The sequence below is a fragment of the Streptomyces sp. NPDC001728 genome (assembly GCF_040297565.1).
GTDB lineage: Bacteria > Actinomycetota > Actinomycetes > Streptomycetales > Streptomycetaceae > Streptomyces.
Genome location: NZ_JBEOZK010000022.1, coordinates 72,367 through 91,803, shown reverse-complemented (window position 1 = coordinate 91,803; position 19,437 = coordinate 72,367). Strand labels below are relative to the sequence as shown.

The following is a 19,437-nucleotide window of genomic DNA, read 5'->3' as shown; positions in this document are numbered from 1 at the left end:
ATCGCCTCCCGCTATCGGCCCCATCGGCAGCGCCCCCCACTGGCTCGTGGACCGGCACCCGCCCCGTTCGTAGCGTCGTTCCCATGAGAAACGAGACCAGGGGAACCGTCGAACTCACCCTCGCCATGGTGCTCTCCGGCACCCTCGGCGTCTTCGTCGTCGAGTCCGGGGCGTCCCCCTTCACCGTGGTGTTCTTCCGGTGCCTCTTCGGGGCGCTCGCGCTCGGGCTCTACAGCCTCGTCCGGGGGTTCTTCACCGGGCACGGGTTCACCCCCCGGACGTTCGGGCTCGCCGCCCTCGGTGGCGTGTTCATCGTCTTCAACTGGGTGTTCCTGTTCGAGGCGTACGAAGCCACCTCCATCTCCCTCGCCACCGTCGTCTACCACACCCAGCCCTTCTTCCTGGTGCTGCTCGGGGCCGTCCTCACCCGGGAGCGGATCTCCGGCGGCAGGCTCGGGTGGCTCGCGCTCGCCTTCGGCGGGCTCGTCCTCGTCTCCGGCGTCCGGCCGGGGGACACCGCCTCCCTCAAGGGGCTCGGCCTCGCCCTCGCCGCCGCCGTGCTCTACGCCCTCGCCACCTTCGTCACCAGGCGGATCACCGGCGTCCGGCCGCATCTCGTCGCCCTCGTCCAGGTGCTCGTCGGGCTGCCCCTGCTGCTGCCCTTCGCCGGCTTCGGCGAGCTGGGCGGCATCGGTGCCGGCTGGGCCTGGCTCGTCGGGCTCGGGGTCATCCACACCGGGCTGATGTACGTGCTCATGTACGCCGCCTACGCCAAGCTGCCCACCGCCAAGATCGCCGTGCTGGCCTTCACCTACCCCGCCGTCGCCATGGGCGTCGACTGGGCCGTGTACGGGCATCACATCGGGCTCGTCCAGGCGCTCGGCGTCCCGCTGATCGTGCTCGCCAGCCTCGGGGTCACCCTGTCGGGGGCACGGACCCCAGCCTCCGGACCCGTACGGGACAACCCCGACCTCAGTCCGTCGGACTCTGCTCCCGCACCAGCCTCCGCGCCTGCTCCACGAACAGCCGGACATGCGCCGGAAGCCGCTTCCCCCGTCGCCACGCCAGCTGGGTGAACAGGGTGAACGGGGCCTCCCACGCCAGCTCCACCAGCGTTCCCGACGCCAGTTCCTCCGCCACCGTCACCCGGGGCAGCAGCGCCACCCCCAGGCCCCCGGCCACGCCCCGCTTCGTCGCCTCGATCGTGCCGAACTCCATGAACGGCGGCGCCCACTCCCGCAGCGCCCGCTCGAAGAGGTCGCGGTACGGGCAGCCCGGCTCGGTGCCCACCAGCTGCGCTCCGGCCAGGTCCTCGGCGGTCAGGGCCGTACGGCCGGCGAGGGGGTGGTCCGGTCCCGCCACCAGGACCAGGGGCTCGGGGGCCAGGACCTCCGACTCCAGGCCCTCGTGCTCCGTGCCGGGTTCCATCAGGAAGCCCACGTCGTACGTGCCCTGCCGCAGCGCCTGCCGGGTCGCGTCGCCGAGCGTGGGCCGCAGGGTGAGCCGGACACCCGGGTAGCGGTGGTGGAAGTACTCCAGGAGCGGCGGCAGCCGGTAGGAGGTCAGGGACTCCATGGTGCCGACGGCGATCGTCCCGGAGGGGTCCCCGGTGACCGCGACGGCCGTACGGGCCTCCTCCGCGAGCTCGGCCATCCGGCGGGCGTACGGCAGGAGGCGTTCACCGGCCTCGGTGAGCCGGATGCGGCTGCCGAGCCGCTCGAACAGCTCCACGCCGAGCGAGGACTCCAGCGACCGGATCTGGCCGGTGACGCTGGACTGGGCGTAACCGAGATCGGCGGCGGCCCGGGTGAAGGAGAGGACCTCGGCCACCTTCTCGAAGGTGGCGAGGAGCCGCAGCTCCATCAGCTCTCGGTGTCCTCGTCGCGCTCGCGCTTCTTCAGCTCTTCCTCGCGGCGGCGGAGGTCCGCCTCCCAGTCCCTCAGGGCCGAGTCGTCCTCGCCGCGCGGTCCGTCCGCCACCCGCTCGTCCTTCTTGTCGTCCCTGAGGGACTTCAGGAACTCCGGGTTGTCGTCGGGGGCCACCCAGCCGCCCGCGCCGCGCCCGGTCCTCGGCCGCCGCTCCTTGCCCGCGACGATCCAGCCGATCGCGCCGACCACCGAGAACAGCAGGACGACGATGGCCCAGACCGGCTTCGGAAGGTGCTTGACCTCTTCCTCCGGGGTGTTCAGGCAGTCGATGAAGGCGTAGATCATCAGCGCCAGCGGCAGGATGAACAGCAGCGCCCTGAGCATGTGGGACAGCCCCCTGGAAGCGGTGGCGGGGCTCGTTTCGCAGGCCCCGGTGACAGGCCAAGCCTATCGGGTGGCGGATACTTGCCCCCATGGCTTACGACGATCTCCGCTCGCTGCTCAGGGCCCTCGAGCGCGAAGGCGACCTCAAGCGCATCAAGGCCGAAGTCGACCCGTACCTGGAGGTCGGGGAGATCGTCGACCGGGTGAACAAGGCAGGGGGTCCCGCGCTTCTCTTCGAGAACGTCAAGGGCTCCTCGATGCCGCTCGCGATGAACGTCTTCGGCACGGACCGCCGGCTGCTCAAGGCCCTCGGCCTGAAGTCGTACGGCGAGATCAGCGAGAAGATCGGCGGGCTGCTCAAGCCCGAGCTGCCGCACGGTTTCGTCGGCGTCCGCGAGGCCTTCGGCAAGCTGGGCTCGATGGTCCACGTGCCGCCGAAGAAGGTGAAGGCCGGGGACGCGCCCGTGCAGGAGGTCGTCCTCACCGGCGACGACGTCGATCTCGACAAGCTCCCCGCGCTGTTCACCTGGCCCAAGGACGGCGGCTCCTTCTTCAACCTGGGGCTCACCCACACCAAGCACCCCGAGACCGGTGTCCGGAACCTCGGGCTCTACCGCCTCCAGCGGCACGACAAGCGCACCATCGGCATGCACTGGCAGATCCACAAGGACAGCCGGAACCACTACGCCGTCGCGGCGGCGAAGGGGGAGCGGCTGCCGGTCGCCATCGCCTTCGGCTGCCCGCCGGCCGTCACGTACGCCTCGACGGCCCCGCTGCCCGGTGACATCGACGAGTACCTCTTCGCCGGCTTCGTGCAGGGCAAGCGGATCGAGATGGTCGACTGCAAGACCGTCCCGCTCCAGGTCCCGGCGCAGGCCGAGGTCGTCATCGAGGGCTGGCTGGAGCCCGGCGAGATGCTGCCGGAGGGTCCCTTCGGCGACCACACCGGCTTCTACACGCCGCAGGAGCCCTTCCCGGCGCTGAAGATCGACTGTGTGACGATGCGGAAGCGTCCGCTGCTCCAGTCCATCGTCGTCGGCCGGCCGCCGACCGAGGACGGGCCGCTGGGCCGCGCGACGGAGCGTTTCTTCCTGCCGCTCCTCAAGATCATCGTGCCGGACATCGTCGACTACCACCTGCCGGAGTCGGGCGGCTTCCACAACTGCGCGATCGTCTCGATCGACAAGAAGTACCCGAAGCACGCGCAGAAGGTCATGCACGCCATCTGGGGCGCGCACATGATGTCGCTGACCAAGCTGATCATCGTGGTCGACAAGGACTGCGACGTGCACGACCTGCACGAGGTGTCCTGGCGGGCCCTGGGCAACACCGACTACGCCCGCGACCTCACGGTCGTCGAGGGCCCCGTCGATCACCTCGACCACGCCTCCTACCAGCAGTTCTGGGGCGGCAAGGCCGGTATCGACGCGACGAAGAAGCTGCCCGAGGAGGGCTACACCCGGGACGGCGGCTGGCCGGACATGGTGGAGTCGGACCCGGCGACGGCGGCCCTCGTGGACCGCCGCTGGAAGGAGTACGGCCTGTGACCACGGCCGCCGTACCCGGCGCCAGGCCGGGACGTACGAAGGCGTTCCTGCGCCTGGTGATGATCGAGCACTCGGTCTTCGCGCTGCCCTTCGCGTACACCGCCGCGCTCACCGCGATGTACCAGGTGGACAAGAACATCCACTGGTGGACGCTGTTCCTGGTCACCGTCTGCATGGTGGGGCTGCGGACCTTCGCGATGGCCTGCAACCGGATCATCGACCGCGAGATCGACGCGCGTAATCCGCGTACCGCGAGCCGCGAGCTGGTGACCGGCGCGGTGTCCGTGCGCTCGGCGTGGACCGGGGCCGGGATCGCCGTCGTCGTCTTCCTCGGCGCCGCGGCCCTGCTCAACCCGCTCTGTCTGGCGCTCGCGCCGCTCGCCGTCATCCCGATGGTGGTCTATCCGTACGGCAAGCGGTTCACCAACTTCCCGCACGCCATCCTGGGCCTCGCCCAGGCCATAGGGCCGATCGGCGCATGGCTCGCGGTGACCGGTGAGTGGTCCTGGGACGCGGTGATCCTCGGTCTGGCGGTGGGCGTCTGGATCGGCGGCTTCGACCTGATCTTCGCCTGTCAGGACGTGCGGGCGGACCGGGCGCACGGCGTGATGTCGGTCCCGGCCCGCTTCGGCATCCCGGCCGCGCTGTGGGGCGCCCGCGCCTCGGCGGTCCTCACCACCGGCCTGCTCGTCTGGTACGCCCTGGCGACCGACGCGGGTGTCTTCTTCTGGGTCGGCCTGGTGATCGTGGTGGCCGCCTTCTGTTACGAGCACTCGATCGTGAAGCCGCACGACCTGTCGCGGCTGAACCGGGCGTTCTTCACGGTGAACGGTTTCATCGGGATGGCGCTGTTCGTGTGCGCCCTGCTCGACCTGCTGGTCCGCGGGCTCACCCCGTAGTCCCCGGCCCGATGACGGATAGGCTCGACGGCATGAACGACGGCAAGCGCACCCCCTGGATCGTGGGGGTCTCCGGGGCGTCGGGTACGCCGTACGCGGCGTCCGTGCTGCGGGGTCTGCTCGCCGCGGGGGAGAGCGTCGACCTCGTCGTGTCGCGTGCCTCGCGGCTGACGCTGCTCGACGAGACGGGGATCTCGTTCAGGGACGCGCACTGGCGCGAGGACCTGGCGGCCTGGCTGGCGCGGGGCGCCGACGGGAAGCCGGAGACCTTCGACATGTCGGGGCGTCTTGAGGACGTGCGGTACTGGGCGGCCGGGGACCTGGCCGCGGGGCCGTCCTCGGGTTCGTACCCGGCGAAGGGGATGCTGGTGGTGCCGGCCTCGACCGCGGCGGTGGCGGGAGTGGCACTGGGGCTCTCGAAGGACCTGCTGCAGCGGGTCGCGAGCGTGACGCTGAAGGAACGGCGTCCGCTGGTGGTCGCCGTGCGGGAGACCCCGCTGAACGGACAGACGCTCAAGCACATGGTGGCGCTGGACGAGGCGGGCGCAGTGGTGCTGCCCGCCTCTCCGGCGTTCTACGCGGGGGCGACGCACATCCAGGACCTGGTGGACTTCGTCGCCGGGCGGGTGCTGGACGCGGCAGGGGTGCCGCATCGGCTGTACCGCCGTTGGGAGGGAGAGCTCGGCGGAGCGACCCTCCGGTCTGATTAGCGCTTCTTCGCGTGCTTCTTGGCGGCACGCTTCGAGGCGGCGGACTGCTGGTGGGCACGCGAGCGGTTGGCCATTTCCTGCAGCTCGCGCATACGGGCGTAGGCCATCTCGATCGTGTACACGGTGAACACCACTCCTGAAAGATCGTCTTTGATCAGCTGAAAGATTCACAGGGCGTCTTCCCTGTGTACCTTAGATTCTATACCTAAACTCGCGGTATCGCTGGACAATGGAAGGCATCTACCTATGGACGCCGTGGACAGGCAGCTCATCCAGGCTCTGCGTGAGAACGGACGCGCCTCGTACGCCGAGCTCGGCCGGCTCGTCGGGCTCTCCGGCCCCTCCGTCACCGACCGCATCAACCGTCTTGAGGCCGCCGGGGTCATCACCGGCTACCGCGCCACCGTCGACGCCGCCTCGCTCGGCCTCGGTGTGACCGCCCTCATCGGTATCTCGCTCTCAGACGCGGCCGACCACGAGGACGTGGCCCGCCGCCTCAAGGACCTGGCCGAGATCGAGGACTGCTGGTTCATCGCCGGCGACGACTCGTTCATGCTCAAGGTGCGCGTCGGCGACGTCGACGGCCTGGAGAAGACGATCCGCCGGCTCAGCGGCACCAAGGGCGTCTCCCGTACCCGTACGACGATCGTGCTCTCCACGAAGTGGGAGAACCGGGTCGGGGAGCTGCCCGAAGAGAGCTGACGCGAAGCGCCAATGGGGGCACCTCCCGCCCGAAGGGTGGGGGAGTACGGTTGGCAGGGTTTATTTCGGAGATAGAGGGAGGCGGCCGGAGATGGACGCTGGGCTCAAGCGGGAGCTGGAGCAGAAGGTCCGGGGCGGTGAGCGGCTGAGCCGTGAGGACGGCATCGCCCTGTACGAGTCCGACGACCTCGCCTGGCTCGGCGGTCTGGCCCACGAGGTCCGGACGCGCAAGAACGGCGACGTGGTGCACTTCAACGTGAACCGTCATCTGAACATGACGAACGTGTGCACCGCCTCCTGCGCCTACTGCTCCTTCCAGCGCAAGCCGGGTGAGAAGGACGCGTACACCATGCGCATCGAGGAGGCCGTGCGCCTCGCGAAGGCGATGGAGAACGAGAACCTCACCGAGCTGCACATCGTCAACGGGCTGCACCCCAACCTGCCCTGGCGGTACTACCCGCGCTCCCTCTCCGAGCTCAAGAAGGCCCTGCCGAACGTCTCCCTCAAGGCGTTCACCGCCACCGAGATCCACCACTTCGAGACGATCTCCGGGCTGTCCGCCTCCGACATCCTCGACGAGCTGATCGAGGCCGGTCTGGAGTCGCTGACCGGCGGCGGCGCCGAGATCTTCGACTGGGAGATCCGGCAGCACATCGTGGACCACAACACCCACTGGGAGGACTGGTCCCGGATCCACCGGCTCGCCCACGAGAAGGGTCTCAAGACCCCGGCGACCATGCTGTACGGGCACATCGAGGAGCCGCGCCACCGCGTGGACCACGTGCTGCGGCTGCGTGAGCTCCAGGACGAGACCGGCGGCTTCCAGGTCTTCATCCCGCTGCGCTACCAGCACGACTTCGTCGACATGCAGGACGGCAAGGTTCGCAACAAGCTCCAGGCGCGCACCACGATGGCGACCGGTGCCGAGGCGCTGAAGACCTTCGCGGTCTCCCGGCTGCTCTTCGACAACGTGCCGCACGTCAAGGTCTTCTGGGTCATGCACGGTGTGCAGACGGCGCAGCTCGCGCTCCAGCACGGCGCCGACGACATGGACGGCTCGGTCGTCGAGTACAAGATCACGCACGACGCCGACAACTACGGCACCCCGAACAAGCTGGGCCGCGAGGACCTGCTCGACCTCATCCGCGACGCGGGCTTCCGGCCGGTCGAGCGGAACACCCGGTACGAGATCATCCGCGAGTACCCGGGCCCGGACGAGAACCGGCGCGAGTCGCCGCAGCCGATGCGGGTCTGACGCCTCGGACAGGGAGAAGGGCCGGTGGGAGTTCCCACCGGCCCTTCCGCGTACGGCCCCGCGGCCGTGTGTGTCCTACGCCCCCGTGGCCGTACGCCCCCGCGGTCCTACGCCCCCGCGGCCGTACGCCCCCGCGGTCCTACGCCCCCGCGGCCGTACGCCCCCGCGGTCCTACGCCCCCGCGGCCGTACGCCCCCGCGGTCCTGCGACCCCGCGGCCGTACGGCCGTCACACCGCCGTGCGCTCCACCGGGATCCACGGCTCGGCCCGCGCCGTCGTCCAGTCCTCCGACGGCCGGACGGCCAGCATCTCGGGGCCGGGCCGGCTCGCGTACGGGTTCGACGGGAACCACTGGGTGAAGACGTCCCGCCACAGGTACTGGAGCGCCTGCGGGTACGGGCCCTCGTTGTCGAAGACCGCCCAGGTGCCGGCGGGCACGTCGAGCGCCCCGAACTCCTCCGGCACCTCGGCGCCGCTGACGACCCCGTGCCAGTAGTCCAGCTCGGTGCCCTCCTCGCGGCTCTCCGAGAGGTGCGTGACCGCCGAGACGACGCCCGCGGGCTCCCCGTCCGAGAGGCCCGCGAGCCGGGCCAGGGCCTCCTGGCCGATGGACCTGATGTGCGCGGCGATCGCCGGGTTCTCCCCCTCGTGGACCAGGGGGACGCGGGCCCCGCGCCCGATGATCCGGAAGGCTTCCTTCTCCACGACCCTGTACCGCATGCTGCTCTTCCCTTCGACGACGAGACGGAAGGACATCCGCGGCTGGGCGTGCAGCGCGGCCCCCGTGCGGCGGGCCTCGCCGGGGCCGGTGCCGTGCACCGCGCGGAACGCACGGGCGAAGGCCTCCCCGGAGCCGTAGCCGTACCGGACCGCGATCTCCAGGAGCATCCGCTCCCCGGCGAGCACCTCGGCGCCCGCGAGGGTGAGCCGGCGGCGCCGTACGTACTCCGAGAGAGGCATCCCGGCGAGTGCCGAGAAGAGCCGTCGGAAGTGGTACTCCGAGGTCAGGGCGATCCGGGCCAGTTCGGCCGGGTCGAGGTCGCCGTCGAGGCGCTCCTCGATGTGGTCGAGTGCGTGGTTGAGCCGCTCCAGCACGTGGTCGGTCCTTCCTTTTCCGTGCCTTCACCGTAGGAAGGGAGGGGCCGCGCGGACCCGACCATCCGTGCCCGGTGCGGTCGGGTCGCGTCGGCCGGTTCCGGTTCCGGTCAGGTCAGGGGCAGCAGCATGATGATGTCGTCGCGGTCGTCGCCGGGGGCGACCCGGATCGCGTCGGGGACGCGGCCGACCTCCTTGTAGCCGGACTTGGCGTAGAAGCCGTCGACGCCGGTGCCGCCCCGGCAGGTCAGCCGGATCGCCTCGACGGACTCGAAGCCCTGGGCGGTGCGGGCGGTGTGTTCGACGGCCGCCATGAGGTCGCGGCCGTACCCCCTGCCCTGGTGCCTCGGGTGGACCATCACCGTGTAGAGCCACACCCAGTGGCTCATCAGCGGGTGGGTGTTGAAGGTGAAGAAGGCGGTGGCGGCGACCTGGCCGTCCTCGTCGCGGCCGACGAGCAGCCGGGTGTCGCCCTCGGTCATCGCGACGAGGTGCTTGAGCAGGGAGGGGCGGATCGCTTCGGGAGTGACGGGCGGGACGAAGCCGACCGCACCACCGGCGTTGGAGACGTCGGCCCAGAGGGAGAGCACGCCGTCGCGCAGGGCGGGGTCGACCGGCGGGTCCACCTCGAACGTAAGGGTCATGAGTGGAGCTTAACTATTACGAAGGGGAATGCTCAAGGGGTGTTCCGGGGAACGTCCGGGCGCTCGCGACCTTGGGCCGTCCGGTTCGGGACCTTCGGCGGTGGAGCGGGGGCGGGGGCGGGCGTAGTTTGTGAATGCATTCACAAACTCTCACGAAGTGGCTTCGGAAGTGACTCGGAGCGACTCGCGAGTGACCCGCGAAGTGCATCGCCCGCACGTCGAAGCGATGGGGAAGAAGGTCCTGTCATGGCCGTCCACGCACCGCAGCGCACCACCCGCCGCGCCACCCTCCCCGGCGGCCGGGACGACGTCCTGGTCCGCTCGGCCGCGACCCGCCGGCTCCTCGCCGTCGCCCGCGTCCTGGTCGGCTTCTACTTCCTCTGGCCGTTCCTCGACAAGGCCTTCGGCCTCGGCAAGGCCACCCCGTCGGCCGGTGCCTGGGTCAACGGCGGGCATCCCACCGAGGGCTTCCTGCTCCACGGTACGAGCGGACCATTCGCCCACATGTTCGACTCGGTCGCCGGGGCCTGGTGGCTCGACACCCTCTTCATGCTCGGCCTCCTCGGCGTCGGCCTCGCGATGATCCTCGGCATCGGCATGCGGATCGCGGCCGGCGCGGGCACCCTGATGATGGCCTTCATGTGGCTCGTCACCCTCTGGCCGGGCGCCAACCCCTTCATGGACGACCACTGGATGATCGCCCTCGTGCTGCTGATCGCCGCGGCGACCGGAGCCGGGAGCTCCTACGGACTCGGCGGCCGATGGGCCCGGCTCCCGGTGGTCCGCGACCACCCCTGGCTGATCTGAACCGACGGGGCCGCCCCGGACCTGCGGGGCGGCCGACGGGTCCCCGGACCCCGACCCCCGCCCCAACCCCCGCTCCCGGCGAGCGCCCCTCCCCGTGCTTCACTGGAGGGGCGCTCGTCCCGTATGGGATCTTGGGTACTTTTCGGAACGTCGGAACGGAAGAGTGGACTGACATGCTCCGCTACACGCTGATGCGTCTCGGCATCTTCGCCGGATGCTTCCTCGCCCTGTGGGGTCTCGTCTACGTCGGCGTGCTGCCGCGCGGTCTCGGCGACTCGAACCTGCTCTGGGCCCTGGTGCTCTCCATCGTCATCTCCGCCCCGCTGAGCTTCGTGCTCCTGCGCAAGGTGCGGGACGACGCGAGCGCCGAGGTCGTCGCGAGGGTCGACCGCGCCAAGGGCCGGCTCGCCGCCAACCAGTCCCAGGAGGACGCGCTCTAGGAGCGCCCGCCTGTAAGGGTCGCGTAAGTAAGCTTCATCACAGATCATCCGCCCCTGGCGGGAGCTTCCAAGGCTCCCGCCAGGGGCGTTCTGTGTTTCGGAGGTCGGGGGCGGGTGCGTCCCACCCAAAGAACGACTTTGAGTATCTCAAAGTTCAAGTGTTAACGTGTTCGGCATGACGACAGTTGTGCGCCCCTCCGATGCCGCGAGCACCCCGCTCGTGGCGCGCCTGCATGTCGATCTCTGCCGCTGTATGTCCGCGGTCTGTTGCCGCGCGCTCTGACCCGGCATCATGCAGCGGCCCGCGTAAAGCGCGTGTGTGCCGCACCCCCGTCCCCGTATTTCCCGATACGCACCTGTGGAGTGTGTCTGTGTCCGCGTCCGCGACCACGCCCGAGAACGAGGCCAAGCCCTCGTCCCGCATACCGAAGGTCCCCTTCTGGGCCCAGATCATCGCCGGTCTGGTCCTCGGCGCCCTGCTCGGCTGGATCGCCCGCAGCCAGGACGTCTCCTGGCTGAAGGAGACCCTCGGCCAGGTCGGCGACATCTTCGTCCAGCTGCTCAAGCTGGCCGTCGCCCCGCTCGTCTTCTTCGCGATCCTGGTCTCGATCACCAACCTGCGGAAGGTGAACAACGCCGCCAGGCTCGCCAGCCGCACCCTGCTCTGGTTCATGATCACCTCGCTCATCGCGGTCGCCATCGGCCTCGCGATCGGCCTGATCACCAACCCGGGCGCCGGTACCGGCCTCACGCCGAAGGACGGCAAGCTCCCCAAGCACGAGGGCTCCTGGATCGACTTCCTGACGGGCATCATCCCGACGGACGTCATCACGCCCTTCACCGAGCTGAACGTCCTGCAGATCGTCTTCATGGCCGCCGTCGCCGGTATCGCCGCCCTCAAGCTCGGCGACCGCGCCAAGCCGATCCTCACCCTCTCCGAGTCGATCCTGGAGCTGCTCCAGAAGGCGCTGTGGTGGGTCATCCGCCTCGCCCCGCTCGGCACCGTCGGCCTCATCGGCTTCGCCATCGCGGACTACGGCTGGGACCTGATCGGCAAGTACGCGACCTTCACCGCTGATGTCTACGTCGGCTGCGCCCTGGTCCTCTTCGGCGTCTACCCGCTGCTCCTCGCGACGGTCGCCAAGGTCAACCCGATCCAGTTCTACAAGGGCGCCTGGCCGGCCATCCAGCTGGCCTTCGTCTCCCGCTCCTCGGTCGGCACCATGCCGGTCACCCAGAAGGTCACCGAGCGCCTCGGCGTCCCGAAGGAGTACGCCTCCTTCGCCGTCCCGTTCGGCGCCACCACCAAGATGGACGGCTGCGCCGCGATCTACCCGGCGCTCGCCGCGATCTTCATCGCGCAGATCTTCGACGTGCAGCTCGGCATCGGTGACTACCTGCTCATCGCCTTCGTCTCCGTGATCGGCTCGGCGGCCACCGCCGGTCTGACCGGCGCGACGGTCATGCTGACCCTGACCCTCTCCACCCTGGGCCTCCCGCTGGAGGGCGTCGGCCTGCTCATGGCGATCGACCCGATCCTCGACATGGTCAGGACGGCCACGAACGTGGCCGGCCAAGCGCTCGTCCCGGTGATCGTCTCCGCCCGCGAGAAGATCCTCGACCACGACACGTACGAGAACGCCTCGGCGTCCCCGATCGACGAACTGGCCGGCGACCGCGAGGCCGAGACGAAGGCCTCGGTGGCGGTCGCGGCCTGACCCCGGCCCCGTACGTACGGCCCCGCCGTTCCCCCTATGTGCCCCCTGCCCCGTCCGGGCAGGGGGCGCATGGGCTTCTGCGGGGCACCCGGTGGATCTTGGAAGCAGGGGTGGGCGGCCATGGCCGGTGGTGCGAGGGCGCGGCGGCTGCCGCGGGCCGTGCGGGAGCGGCGGATGCTGGACGCGGCCGTGCGGAGCTTCGCCCGCCACGGCTACCAGGCGGCTTCGATGGACGAGATCGCCGGGGTCGGGAGCCTCATGAAAGACGAGCGCTGGGCTCCCCGTTGAGCGTTACTTCACAGTAAGGTTACCGGCTAGTCAGCCGCTCTTTGGGCACAACGCACCGACGCACGACCTCAGTTCATCGCGAAGACCGAGGAGCCGCCCGTGTCCGTCGTCACCGCCGCATCCGGGAGCGAACCGGTCGCACCGCACAAGATCCTGGTCGACGGCGTGGTGCGCGAGGTGTCCCTGCCCCCGCTCGTCCCCCTGATCCGCCGCGGCTCCCTCGCCGACCTGCCGTACGACAACGCCCGCCAGGACCCGGAGGCGGTCCTCTTCTCCCGCAAGGGCCCGCAGGGGGAGTGGTACGACGTCACGGCCGCCCGCTTCGCCGCCGAGGTGCACTCCGTCGCCAAGGGCCTGATCGCCCATGGCCTCCGGCCCGGCGACCGGCTCGCCCTCATGGCCCGCACCGCCTACGAGTGGACCCTGATCGACTTCGCCGCCTGGGCCGCCGGACTCGTCACCGTCCCCGTCTACCCCACGTCCTCCGCCTTCCAGACCCGCTGGATCCTCCAGGACTCCGGCGCCGCCGCCTGTGTCGTCGAGGACGCCGCCCAGGCCCGGATGATCTCCGCCGAACGCCTGCGGCTGCCCGGCCTCACCCACCTCTGGGTCCTCGACACCGGCGCCGTCGACCAGCTCCGCAGGGCCGGCGCCCGGGTCGCCGACGAGGCCGTCACCGCCCGCCGCGGCCTCCTCACCCCGGAGACCCTCGCCACCCTCGTCTACACCTCCGGCACCACCGGCCGCCCCAAGGGCTGCGCCCTCACCCACGCCAACTTCTTCGCCGAGGTCGACAACGCCGTCCGGCTGCTGCACCCCGTCTTCGTCTCGGAGAGCAAGGAACCCGCCGCCACCCTGCTGTTCCTGCCGCTCTCCCACGTCTTCGGCCGGATGGTGGCGGTCGGCTGCGTCCGGGCCAGGGTCCGCGTCGGGCACGCCCCCTCGGTCGAGGGCGAGGGACTCCTCGCCGACCTCGCCGCCTTCCGCCCCACCTTCCTCCTCGCCATCCCCTACGTCCTGGAGAAGGTCTTCAACAAGGCCCGCGCCACCGCCGAGAGCGGCGGCAAGGGCGCCGCCTTCGACCGCGCCGCCCGGGTCGCCCGCCGGTACGGGCGGACGGCCGCGCCCTCGCTCCCGCTGCGGGCCGCGCGGGCGCTGTACGACCCGCTGGTCTACCGGCGCATCCGGGCCGCGCTCGGCGGCCGGGTCAGATACGTGATCTGCGGCGGCTCCCCGCTCGGCGCCCGGCTGGCCGAGTTCTTCGCGGGCGCGGGCGTCGAGGTCTTCGAGGGGTACGGACTGACGGAGACCACGGCCGCCTCGACGGTCACCCCGCCGCGCCGGCCGCGCACCGGGACCGTCGGCTGGCCGCTGCCGGGCACGGCCGTCCGGATCGCCGCCGACGGCGAGGTCTGGCTCAAGGGCGGCCATGTCTTCGCCGGTTACTGGGACGCCGCGCGCGGCGCCGCCGTGCCGTACACCGACGACGGCTGGTTCCCCACCGGCGATCTGGGCGACCTGGACGCCGACGGCTATCTGCGGATCACCGGCCGCAAGAAGGACATCCTCATCACCTCGGCCGGCAAGAACGTCGCCCCGGGGCCCCTGGAGGACTGGCTGCGCGCCCACCCGCTGGTCGCCCAGTGCGTGGTCGTCGGCGACGACCGCCCGTACGTCACGGCCCTGATCACCCTCGACCACGAGGGCCTGACGCACTGGCGCCGGATGCGGCACAAGGACCATCTGGCGCTCTGGGAGCTGACCCGGGACGAGGAACTGCTCGACGCGGTCCAGCGGGCGGTGGACGACGCCAACCGGCTGGTCTCGCGGGCCGAGTCGATACGGGCCTTCCGGCTCCTGACCGTCGAACTCTCGGAGGCGTCCGGGCACCTGACGCCGTCCCTCAAACTCCGACGGCGGGCGGTGCTGCGGGACTTCGCGCGGGAGATCGAGGAGATGTACGGGACGGGGGAGGAACCGTAGGCCGTACGTCTCGGCCCACGTGCCCCACCCGCCTCGTGCGTCTCACACCGTGAGGGGTACCTCGTGGATCTCGTCCGCCGCGTGGCCCGTGCGGGCGTGCACCCGCTGGACGGCCTCGGCGGACGGGCCGTGCGACAGGCAGTAGACGGTGCCCGACTCCGGGTCCGCCCAGGCCCGCTCGAAGTGGACTCCCTCGTCCTTCTCGACGGCGAGGTCGGCCGCGTGGGCCTCGTCCAGCTGCTCGGCCGTGATCCCCTTCATGCCCCGGTGGACGTCCATGTACGTACCCATGGCTCACACCTCCACTTCCATGGTGCGCCCTCAGGGCCAGAGCAGCTCGCGCAGCCAGCCGGTGGGGGCCGAGGGGTCGCGGCGGTAGCGGAGGCGCAGGTGGCGGCGGCGGGCGTCACCCTGGAAGAACTCGACCTCGGCCGGTTCGACCACATACAGCGTCCAGGTGGCGGAGGGAGCGTCCGGTTCCGCTTCGGCCCGGTGCCAGGCGGCCTCGCTCGCCTCCGCGAGGGTCTCGGGGGAGTCGAGTACCTCGCTCTGCCGGCCCACCAGGGCCGAGGCGAGGGCGCCGGTGGTGCGGGCGTGGAGGTCGGCGTACGCCTCCGCCGGAGTGCCGGTGGTGACATGACCCCTGACCCGGACCTGGCGGCCCTGGACCGGCCAGTAGAAGCCGAGCGCGGCCTCGGGGCGGGCCGCGAGCTGGCGGCCCTTGGCGCTGGTGGCGTGCGAGGCGAAGTGCCAGCCGCGGGCGTCCGCGTCGTGCAGCATCACCGTACGGACGTCCGGGCGGCCGGTCGCGTCGGCGGTGGCCAGCGAGAGGGTGTGCGGTTCGCTCTGGCCGGCCGCGACCGCCGCCGTGAACCAGTCGTGGAAGAGCGGCAGCGGCTCGGGCGGGGCGCCCGCCGGGTCGAAGGACGGCAGCTCGGTGTCCCAGACCTTCAGGGAGTGCAGGGCGTGGTGGAAGTCGGTCATGCGGTCACGGTAGGGCGTGCCGGGGCGCCGGCGGTGGCGGTGGGGCGCTCGGCACCGGGGGCCTTGACGGTGGTGGGGCGGGCCGGGACGGCGTAGTCCTCGATCGGGACCGCGTTCGCCGCCGACTGGATGCCGTCGCGGATCTTCTTCGCGATGAGGTTCTTCCACGGGGTCTTCGGCAGCGTCCGCACCATGAACATGCGCAGCGCGATCTTCCACCGGGAGCCGACGGTCATCTCCTTGACGAAGCCCTCCGCCAGCTTCTGGTTCTGCTCCACGCCGGGCCGCATGCGCCGCTCGTAGCGGTCGAAGGCCACGGTGTGGTCGCCGCCCGCCCGCGCCAGTTCCCCGGCGAGGACGTAGGCGCCGATGAGGGCGAGGCCGGTGCCCTGGCCGGAGGCGGGAGAGGAGCAGTGGGCGGCGTCGCCGAGCAGGACCACCCGCCCCTTCGACCAGCTTTCCATCTCGACCAGGGACATCGAGTCGAGGTAGAAGTCCTCGGCCTCGGCCGCGTGCCCGAGGAGGCGGGGGATCTCCCAGCCGTCGCCGCTGAACCGGTCGGTGAGCGCGCGCTTCTGGGCGGTGATGTCCCGGTGGTGGTGGGCGAGTTCCTCGGGCGAGGAGAAGACGAAGAGGTTCTTGGCGTCGCTCTCGCCGGCCGAGCTGTAGACGCAGACCAGCTTGCCGGGCAGCGCGTGGTAGGTCTCCCAGCGGTCCAGGCCGAGGTGGTTGGGGGCGGTGAAGATGGAGATGTACGCGCCGAGGTGGCGCTTGAACCGCTCCTCCGGGCCGAAGACGAGCTTCCGGGTGTGCGAGTGGAGTCCGTCGGCGCCGACGACCAGGTCGAAGCGGCGGACGGTACCGCTCTCGAACGTGACGGTGACACCGTGGGCGTCCGCGGGGTCGTCGTCGATCGCGGCGATCGAGTCGTCGAAGAGGTACTCGACGTCCTCGCGGGTCCGGTCGTGGAGGATGCGGGCGAGTTCGCCGCGCATGATCTCGTCGTCCTCCTCGACGCGCCCGCCGAAGATCTCGGCGGGCAGCTCGCCGACGGTGCGGCCGACGCCGTCGACGTACGAACCACCCCGCATGTCCGTGGAGTTGGCGCGGATCTCGTCCAGGACGCCCATCCGGCGGCAGACCTCGATCGCGGTGCCGCGGATGTCCACCTTGTAGCCGCCGGTACGGAGTGCGGGGGCGCGCTCGACGACGGTGGGGGCGAAGCCGTAGCGGTGCAGCCAGAGGGCGAGGGCGGGGCCGGCGATGGAGGCGCCGGAGATCAGGACGGTCTTGGCGGTGCGGTTCGCGGCGTTCGCGGTGTTCACGGCGTTCATGGCAGGACTCCTTGTCGGGTGTCTGCGGGCCGGTTCCCCTGCCCACAGACATGACTATACGGATGTCCTACACGACTGTCTATGACGCTTGTATAGATGCGTGGTCAGGAGCGGCCGAGCACCACCGTCCCCGAGGAGCAGAACCAGCCGCCCGTCCCCGAGGCCACCGCCAGCTCCGGCAGTGAGCCGTCCGCCCGCCGCACCTGCCGCCCCTCCGCCTCGCCGCGCAACTGCCGTACCGCCTCCACCAGGAGGAACAGGCCCCGCATCCCCGGATGGCAGGCCGACAGACCGCCGCCGTCCGTGTTCACCGGCAGCCCGCCGCCGCCCACCGTCAGGCGCCCCTTCTCGACGAACGGCCCGCCCTCGCCCTTCGCGCAGAAGCCCAGGTCCTCCAGGGTCACCAGGGTCATATAGGTGAAGGCGTCGTAGATCTCGGCGAGGTCGATGTCGGCGGGCCGCACGCCCGCCCGCTCGAAGGCCAGCCGGCCGCTGACCGCCGCCGGCGAGACCGTGAAGTCCTCCCACTCCGACATCGTGGTGTGCGAGGCGTGCTCGCCCGTGCCGAGCACCCAGACCGGGGCGGTACGGCAGTCCTGGACGTACTCCTCGGCGACGAGCAGCACCGCGCAGCCGCCGTCGCTGCGGATGCAGCAGTGCAGTTTGGTGAAGGGGTCCGCGATCATCGGGCCGTCGAGGACCTCGTCGACGGTGATCGGGTCCCGGAACATCGCCTCGGGGTTGAGCGCCGCGTTCGCCCGCGCCTGGACGGCGACCTCGGCGAGCTGCTCCAGGGTGGTCCCGTACTGGTGCATATGGCGGCGGGCGGCCATCGCGTACTTGGAGATCAGGGTGTGCCCGTACGGGACCTCGAACTGGAGCGGTCCGCGCGAGCCGAAGGAGAGGTTCGAGGTGCGGCGCCGGGCGCGGATGTCGGCGCGCGCGGTGGAGCCGTACACCAGGAGCACCGCGTTCGCGTGGCCCGCGGCGATCGCGTCGGCGGCGTGCGCGGCCATGACCTCCCAGGTGGCGCCGCCGACGGCGGTCGAGTCGACCCAGCGGGGCCGGAGTCCCAGGTACTCGGCGACCTCGACGGGCGCCAGGGTGCCGAGGCCGGCCGAGGCCAGGCCGTCGATCAGCGAGCGGTCGAGGCCGCTGTCCGCGAGGGCGCGCCGGGCGGCCTGGGCGTGCAGGGCGTAGGGGGTGGCCTCGTCGACCCGGCCGCCGTCGGAGAGGGAGACGCCGACGACGGCGACGCGGCGGGAGCTGCGTATGGTGGTGGGCATAAATCTGACGGTACATCAGATTCCTTCGATCGGAACCGGCGCATCTCTGGCAACCAGCCCCGCTCCCCCCTAGCATGACGCACCGTCAGATACGGAGGGAGCCACATGGACGCCGCCGACAGCGCAGCGCTCGCCGCCGGAACCGCCTCGCTCGCCGCCCCGCTCACCGACGAGCAGGAGGAGATCCGCCGCACCCTGCGGGACCTGCTCGCCGAACGGGCCGGGCCGCACGAGAACCGCGCGGCCACCGCCACCCCCCAGGGGTACGACCCCGAGCTGTGGGCCCGGATGTCCGGGACCCTCGGCCTCGCCGGGCTCGCCCTCCCAGAGGAGTACGGCGGCGTCGGCTGCGGACCCGCCGAACTCGCCCTCGCCTGCGAGGAGACCGGCCGGGCCCTCGCCCCCTCCCCGCTCCTCGCCACCAGCGTCCTCGCCGCCCCGCTGCTCACCGCCCTCGGCACCCCCGCCCAGCGCGCCGAACTCCTCCCGCGCCTCGCCGACGGGGGCCTCACCTGCGCCCTCGCCGTCCCCGGCAACGCCCTCGCCCTCGCCCTCGGTCTGACCGGCGACAACACCGCCGACGACTGGTCCGGCGGCGGCCGGGCGGGCGGCGTCCAGGCCCGCGCCGCCGACGGCGGCTGGCGGCTCTACGGCGAGGCCGCCCAGGTCGTCGACGGACACAGCGCCGGACTGCTGCTCGTCGCCGCCCACACCGGTGGCTTCGCCCGCAGCCGCACCCTGCTCTTCCTCGTACGGGCGGAGGCGGAGGCGACCCCCGGGCTCGTCCGCACCCGGCAGCCCACCCTGGACCTCACCAGGACCCAGGCCACCGTCCAGTTCCGGGACGCCGGGGCCGAACTCCTCGGCGAGGAACCGGCCGACGTGCTCGGCGCCCTCGCCACCACCGGCCGGGCCGCCGCCGTGATGATCGCCGCCGAGGCCGTCGGCGCCGCCCGCGAGGCCCTCGACCGGACCGTCGCCCACGTCGGCTCCCGCGAACAGTTCGGGCGGCCCGTCGGCTCCTTCCAGGCGGTCAAGCACCGCCTCGCCGACCTGTACGTCCAGGTCGAGGCCGCTCGCTCGCTCACCTACTGCGCGGCGCGCGAGCCCGGCCCCGGGCCCGAGAGCGGGCCCCTCGCCCTCGCCCACGCCCTGGAAGCACTGCGCGCCACCGCCGGGGAGTCCATCCAGCTGCACGGCGGCATCGGCTTCACCTGGGAGCACGAAGCCCACCTCTACTTCAAACGGGCCGCCTCCGACGAACTGCTCTTCGGCCCCGTACGGCGGCTCCGTGCCCGGGCGGCGGAACGGACCGGACTCTTCGGAGAGGTGGCGGCCTAGGGCCTGTCTGACGATTCGCGTCGGATCCGGCCGGGCTCGCGGGGCCCGGTGCCGCGCCTCGCCGCGTTGTCGTCGGCCGGCATGGCTCCGCCGTGACTCCCTCCTCCGCCTTGCGATCCACGGCACCAGGCCCCGCTCCCTGATCCCGCCAG

At 71.2% G+C, this 19,437-nt stretch carries 20 protein-coding genes and 1 pseudogene; 12 read left to right on the top strand and 9 right to left on the bottom strand.

Features of this window, described 5'->3' with window-relative positions:
• The first annotated feature begins 83 nt into the window (after window positions 1–83).
• Window positions 84–1,076, top strand: a complete 993-nt coding sequence (locus ABT154_RS27705) for a DMT family transporter (RefSeq protein ID WP_351860171.1) — start codon at window positions 84–86, stop codon at window positions 1,074–1,076.
• Here the strand turns inward: ABT154_RS27705 and ABT154_RS27700 are convergent.
• On the bottom strand, window positions 973–1,863 hold the full coding sequence (locus tag ABT154_RS27700; protein WP_351860169.1) for a LysR family transcriptional regulator: 891 nt from the start codon (window positions 1,861–1,863) through the stop codon (window positions 973–975). The two genes, ABT154_RS27705 and ABT154_RS27700, sit on opposite strands and share 104 nt — an antisense overlap.
• The gene (locus ABT154_RS27695; protein ID WP_351860167.1) at window positions 1,863–2,252 is read right to left on the bottom strand and encodes a PLD nuclease N-terminal domain-containing protein; all 390 of its coding nucleotides are present in this window, start codon (window positions 2,250–2,252) and stop codon (window positions 1,863–1,865) included. The genes ABT154_RS27700 and ABT154_RS27695 overlap by 1 nt, the downstream gene beginning before the upstream one ends.
• An 89-nt stretch (window positions 2,253–2,341) precedes the next feature.
• Between ABT154_RS27695 and ABT154_RS27690 the strand changes: the two genes are divergently transcribed.
• The 3 genes from ABT154_RS27690 to ABT154_RS27680 are packed head-to-tail and all read left to right on the top strand — an operon-like array spanning window position 2,342 to window position 5,408.
• Entirely contained in the window at window positions 2,342–3,799 is a 1,458-nt protein-coding gene (locus ABT154_RS27690) for a menaquinone biosynthesis decarboxylase (protein WP_351860165.1), read from the top strand.
• Window positions 3,796–4,698: a menaquinone biosynthesis prenyltransferase MqnP gene (gene mqnP, locus ABT154_RS27685; RefSeq protein ID WP_351860163.1), complete on the top strand. Its 903-nt coding sequence runs from the start codon at window positions 3,796–3,798 to the stop codon at window positions 4,696–4,698. Before ABT154_RS27690 ends, mqnP begins: the two co-directional genes overlap by 4 nt.
• Before the next feature lie 32 nt (window positions 4,699–4,730).
• On the top strand, window positions 4,731–5,408 hold the full coding sequence (locus ABT154_RS27680; protein WP_351860161.1) for a UbiX family flavin prenyltransferase: 678 nt from the start codon (window positions 4,731–4,733) through the stop codon (window positions 5,406–5,408).
• On the opposite strand, the gene ABT154_RS27675 is transcribed toward ABT154_RS27680, so the two are convergent.
• Window positions 5,405–5,542, bottom strand: coding sequence for a hypothetical protein (locus ABT154_RS27675; protein ID WP_199863461.1), 138 nt, complete (start codon window positions 5,540–5,542; stop codon window positions 5,405–5,407). The two genes, ABT154_RS27680 and ABT154_RS27675, sit on opposite strands and share 4 nt — an antisense overlap.
• Before the next feature lie 112 nt (window positions 5,543–5,654).
• Here ABT154_RS27675 and ABT154_RS27670 point away from each other — a divergent pair, with 112 nt between their 5' ends.
• Both ABT154_RS27670 and mqnE read left to right on the top strand, forming a co-directional pair.
• A complete protein-coding gene (locus ABT154_RS27670) occupies window positions 5,655–6,110 on the top strand; it encodes an Lrp/AsnC family transcriptional regulator (RefSeq protein ID WP_351860158.1) in 456 nt (151 codons plus the stop codon).
• A 91-nt stretch (window positions 6,111–6,201) separates the two neighbouring features.
• On the top strand, window positions 6,202–7,365 hold the full coding sequence (gene mqnE / locus ABT154_RS27665; RefSeq protein ID WP_351860156.1) for an aminofutalosine synthase MqnE: 1,164 nt from the start codon (window positions 6,202–6,204) through the stop codon (window positions 7,363–7,365).
• A gap of 228 nt (window positions 7,366–7,593) precedes the next feature.
• On the opposite strand, the gene ABT154_RS27660 is transcribed toward mqnE, so the two are convergent.
• Together ABT154_RS27660 and ABT154_RS27655 are read right to left on the bottom strand one after the other, a co-directional pair.
• Window positions 7,594–8,460: an AraC family transcriptional regulator gene (locus ABT154_RS27660; RefSeq protein ID WP_351860153.1), complete on the bottom strand. Its 867-nt coding sequence runs from the start codon at window positions 8,458–8,460 to the stop codon at window positions 7,594–7,596.
• 110 nt (window positions 8,461–8,570) lie between these two features.
• A complete protein-coding gene (locus tag ABT154_RS27655) occupies window positions 8,571–9,104 on the bottom strand; it encodes a GNAT family N-acetyltransferase (RefSeq protein ID WP_351860151.1) in 534 nt (177 codons plus the stop codon).
• Window positions 9,105–9,350: 246 nt separating this feature from the next.
• Here ABT154_RS27655 and ABT154_RS27650 point away from each other — a divergent pair, with 246 nt between their 5' ends.
• From ABT154_RS27650 to ABT154_RS27630, 5 genes and pseudogenes are all read left to right on the top strand, one after another.
• Window positions 9,351–9,911, top strand: a complete 561-nt coding sequence (locus ABT154_RS27650; protein ID WP_351860150.1) for a DoxX family protein — start codon at window positions 9,351–9,353, stop codon at window positions 9,909–9,911.
• A gap of 173 nt (window positions 9,912–10,084) precedes the next feature.
• Complete coding sequence (locus ABT154_RS27645) at window positions 10,085–10,351, top strand: DUF4229 domain-containing protein (RefSeq protein WP_351860148.1); 267 nt, start codon at window positions 10,085–10,087, stop codon at window positions 10,349–10,351.
• Window positions 10,352–10,722: 371 nt separating this feature from the next.
• Window positions 10,723–12,069, top strand: a complete 1,347-nt coding sequence (locus ABT154_RS27640; RefSeq protein WP_351860146.1) for a dicarboxylate/amino acid:cation symporter — start codon at window positions 10,723–10,725, stop codon at window positions 12,067–12,069.
• 120 nt (window positions 12,070–12,189) lie between these two features.
• Window positions 12,190–12,333 (top strand): annotated as a pseudogene (locus ABT154_RS27635) (TetR family transcriptional regulator); the annotation flags it as partial.
• Window positions 12,334–12,456: 123 nt separating this feature from the next.
• The gene (locus ABT154_RS27630; protein ID WP_351860144.1) at window positions 12,457–14,340 is read left to right on the top strand and encodes an AMP-dependent synthetase/ligase; all 1,884 of its coding nucleotides are present in this window, start codon (window positions 12,457–12,459) and stop codon (window positions 14,338–14,340) included.
• 42 nt (window positions 14,341–14,382) lie between these two features.
• On the opposite strand, the gene ABT154_RS27625 is transcribed toward ABT154_RS27630, so the two are convergent.
• The 4 genes from ABT154_RS27625 to ABT154_RS27610 all read right to left on the bottom strand — a co-directional run bounded on the left by ABT154_RS27625 (window position 14,383) and on the right by ABT154_RS27610 (window position 17,944).
• Window positions 14,383–14,631: an SCO4226 family nickel-binding protein gene (locus tag ABT154_RS27625; RefSeq protein WP_351860142.1), complete on the bottom strand. Its 249-nt coding sequence runs from the start codon at window positions 14,629–14,631 to the stop codon at window positions 14,383–14,385.
• Between the two features lie 30 nt (window positions 14,632–14,661).
• Window positions 14,662–15,324, bottom strand: coding sequence for a pyridoxine/pyridoxamine 5'-phosphate oxidase (locus ABT154_RS27620; RefSeq protein WP_351860140.1), 663 nt, complete (start codon window positions 15,322–15,324; stop codon window positions 14,662–14,664).
• Entirely contained in the window at window positions 15,321–16,658 is a 1,338-nt protein-coding gene (locus ABT154_RS27615) for an FAD-dependent monooxygenase (protein WP_351860138.1), read from the bottom strand. The genes ABT154_RS27620 and ABT154_RS27615 overlap by 4 nt, the downstream gene beginning before the upstream one ends.
• 104 nt (window positions 16,659–16,762) lie before the next feature.
• On the bottom strand, window positions 16,763–17,944 hold the full coding sequence (locus ABT154_RS27610) for a thiolase C-terminal domain-containing protein (RefSeq protein WP_317878275.1): 1,182 nt from the start codon (window positions 17,942–17,944) through the stop codon (window positions 16,763–16,765).
• A 105-nt stretch (window positions 17,945–18,049) separates the two neighbouring features.
• On the opposite strand from ABT154_RS27610, the gene ABT154_RS27605 reads away from it, so the two are divergent.
• Window positions 18,050–19,285 (top strand): acyl-CoA dehydrogenase family protein, encoded by a 1,236-nt coding sequence (locus ABT154_RS27605; RefSeq protein WP_351860136.1) that lies wholly within the window; start codon window positions 18,050–18,052, stop codon window positions 19,283–19,285.
• Window positions 19,286–19,437 lie beyond the last annotated feature (152 nt).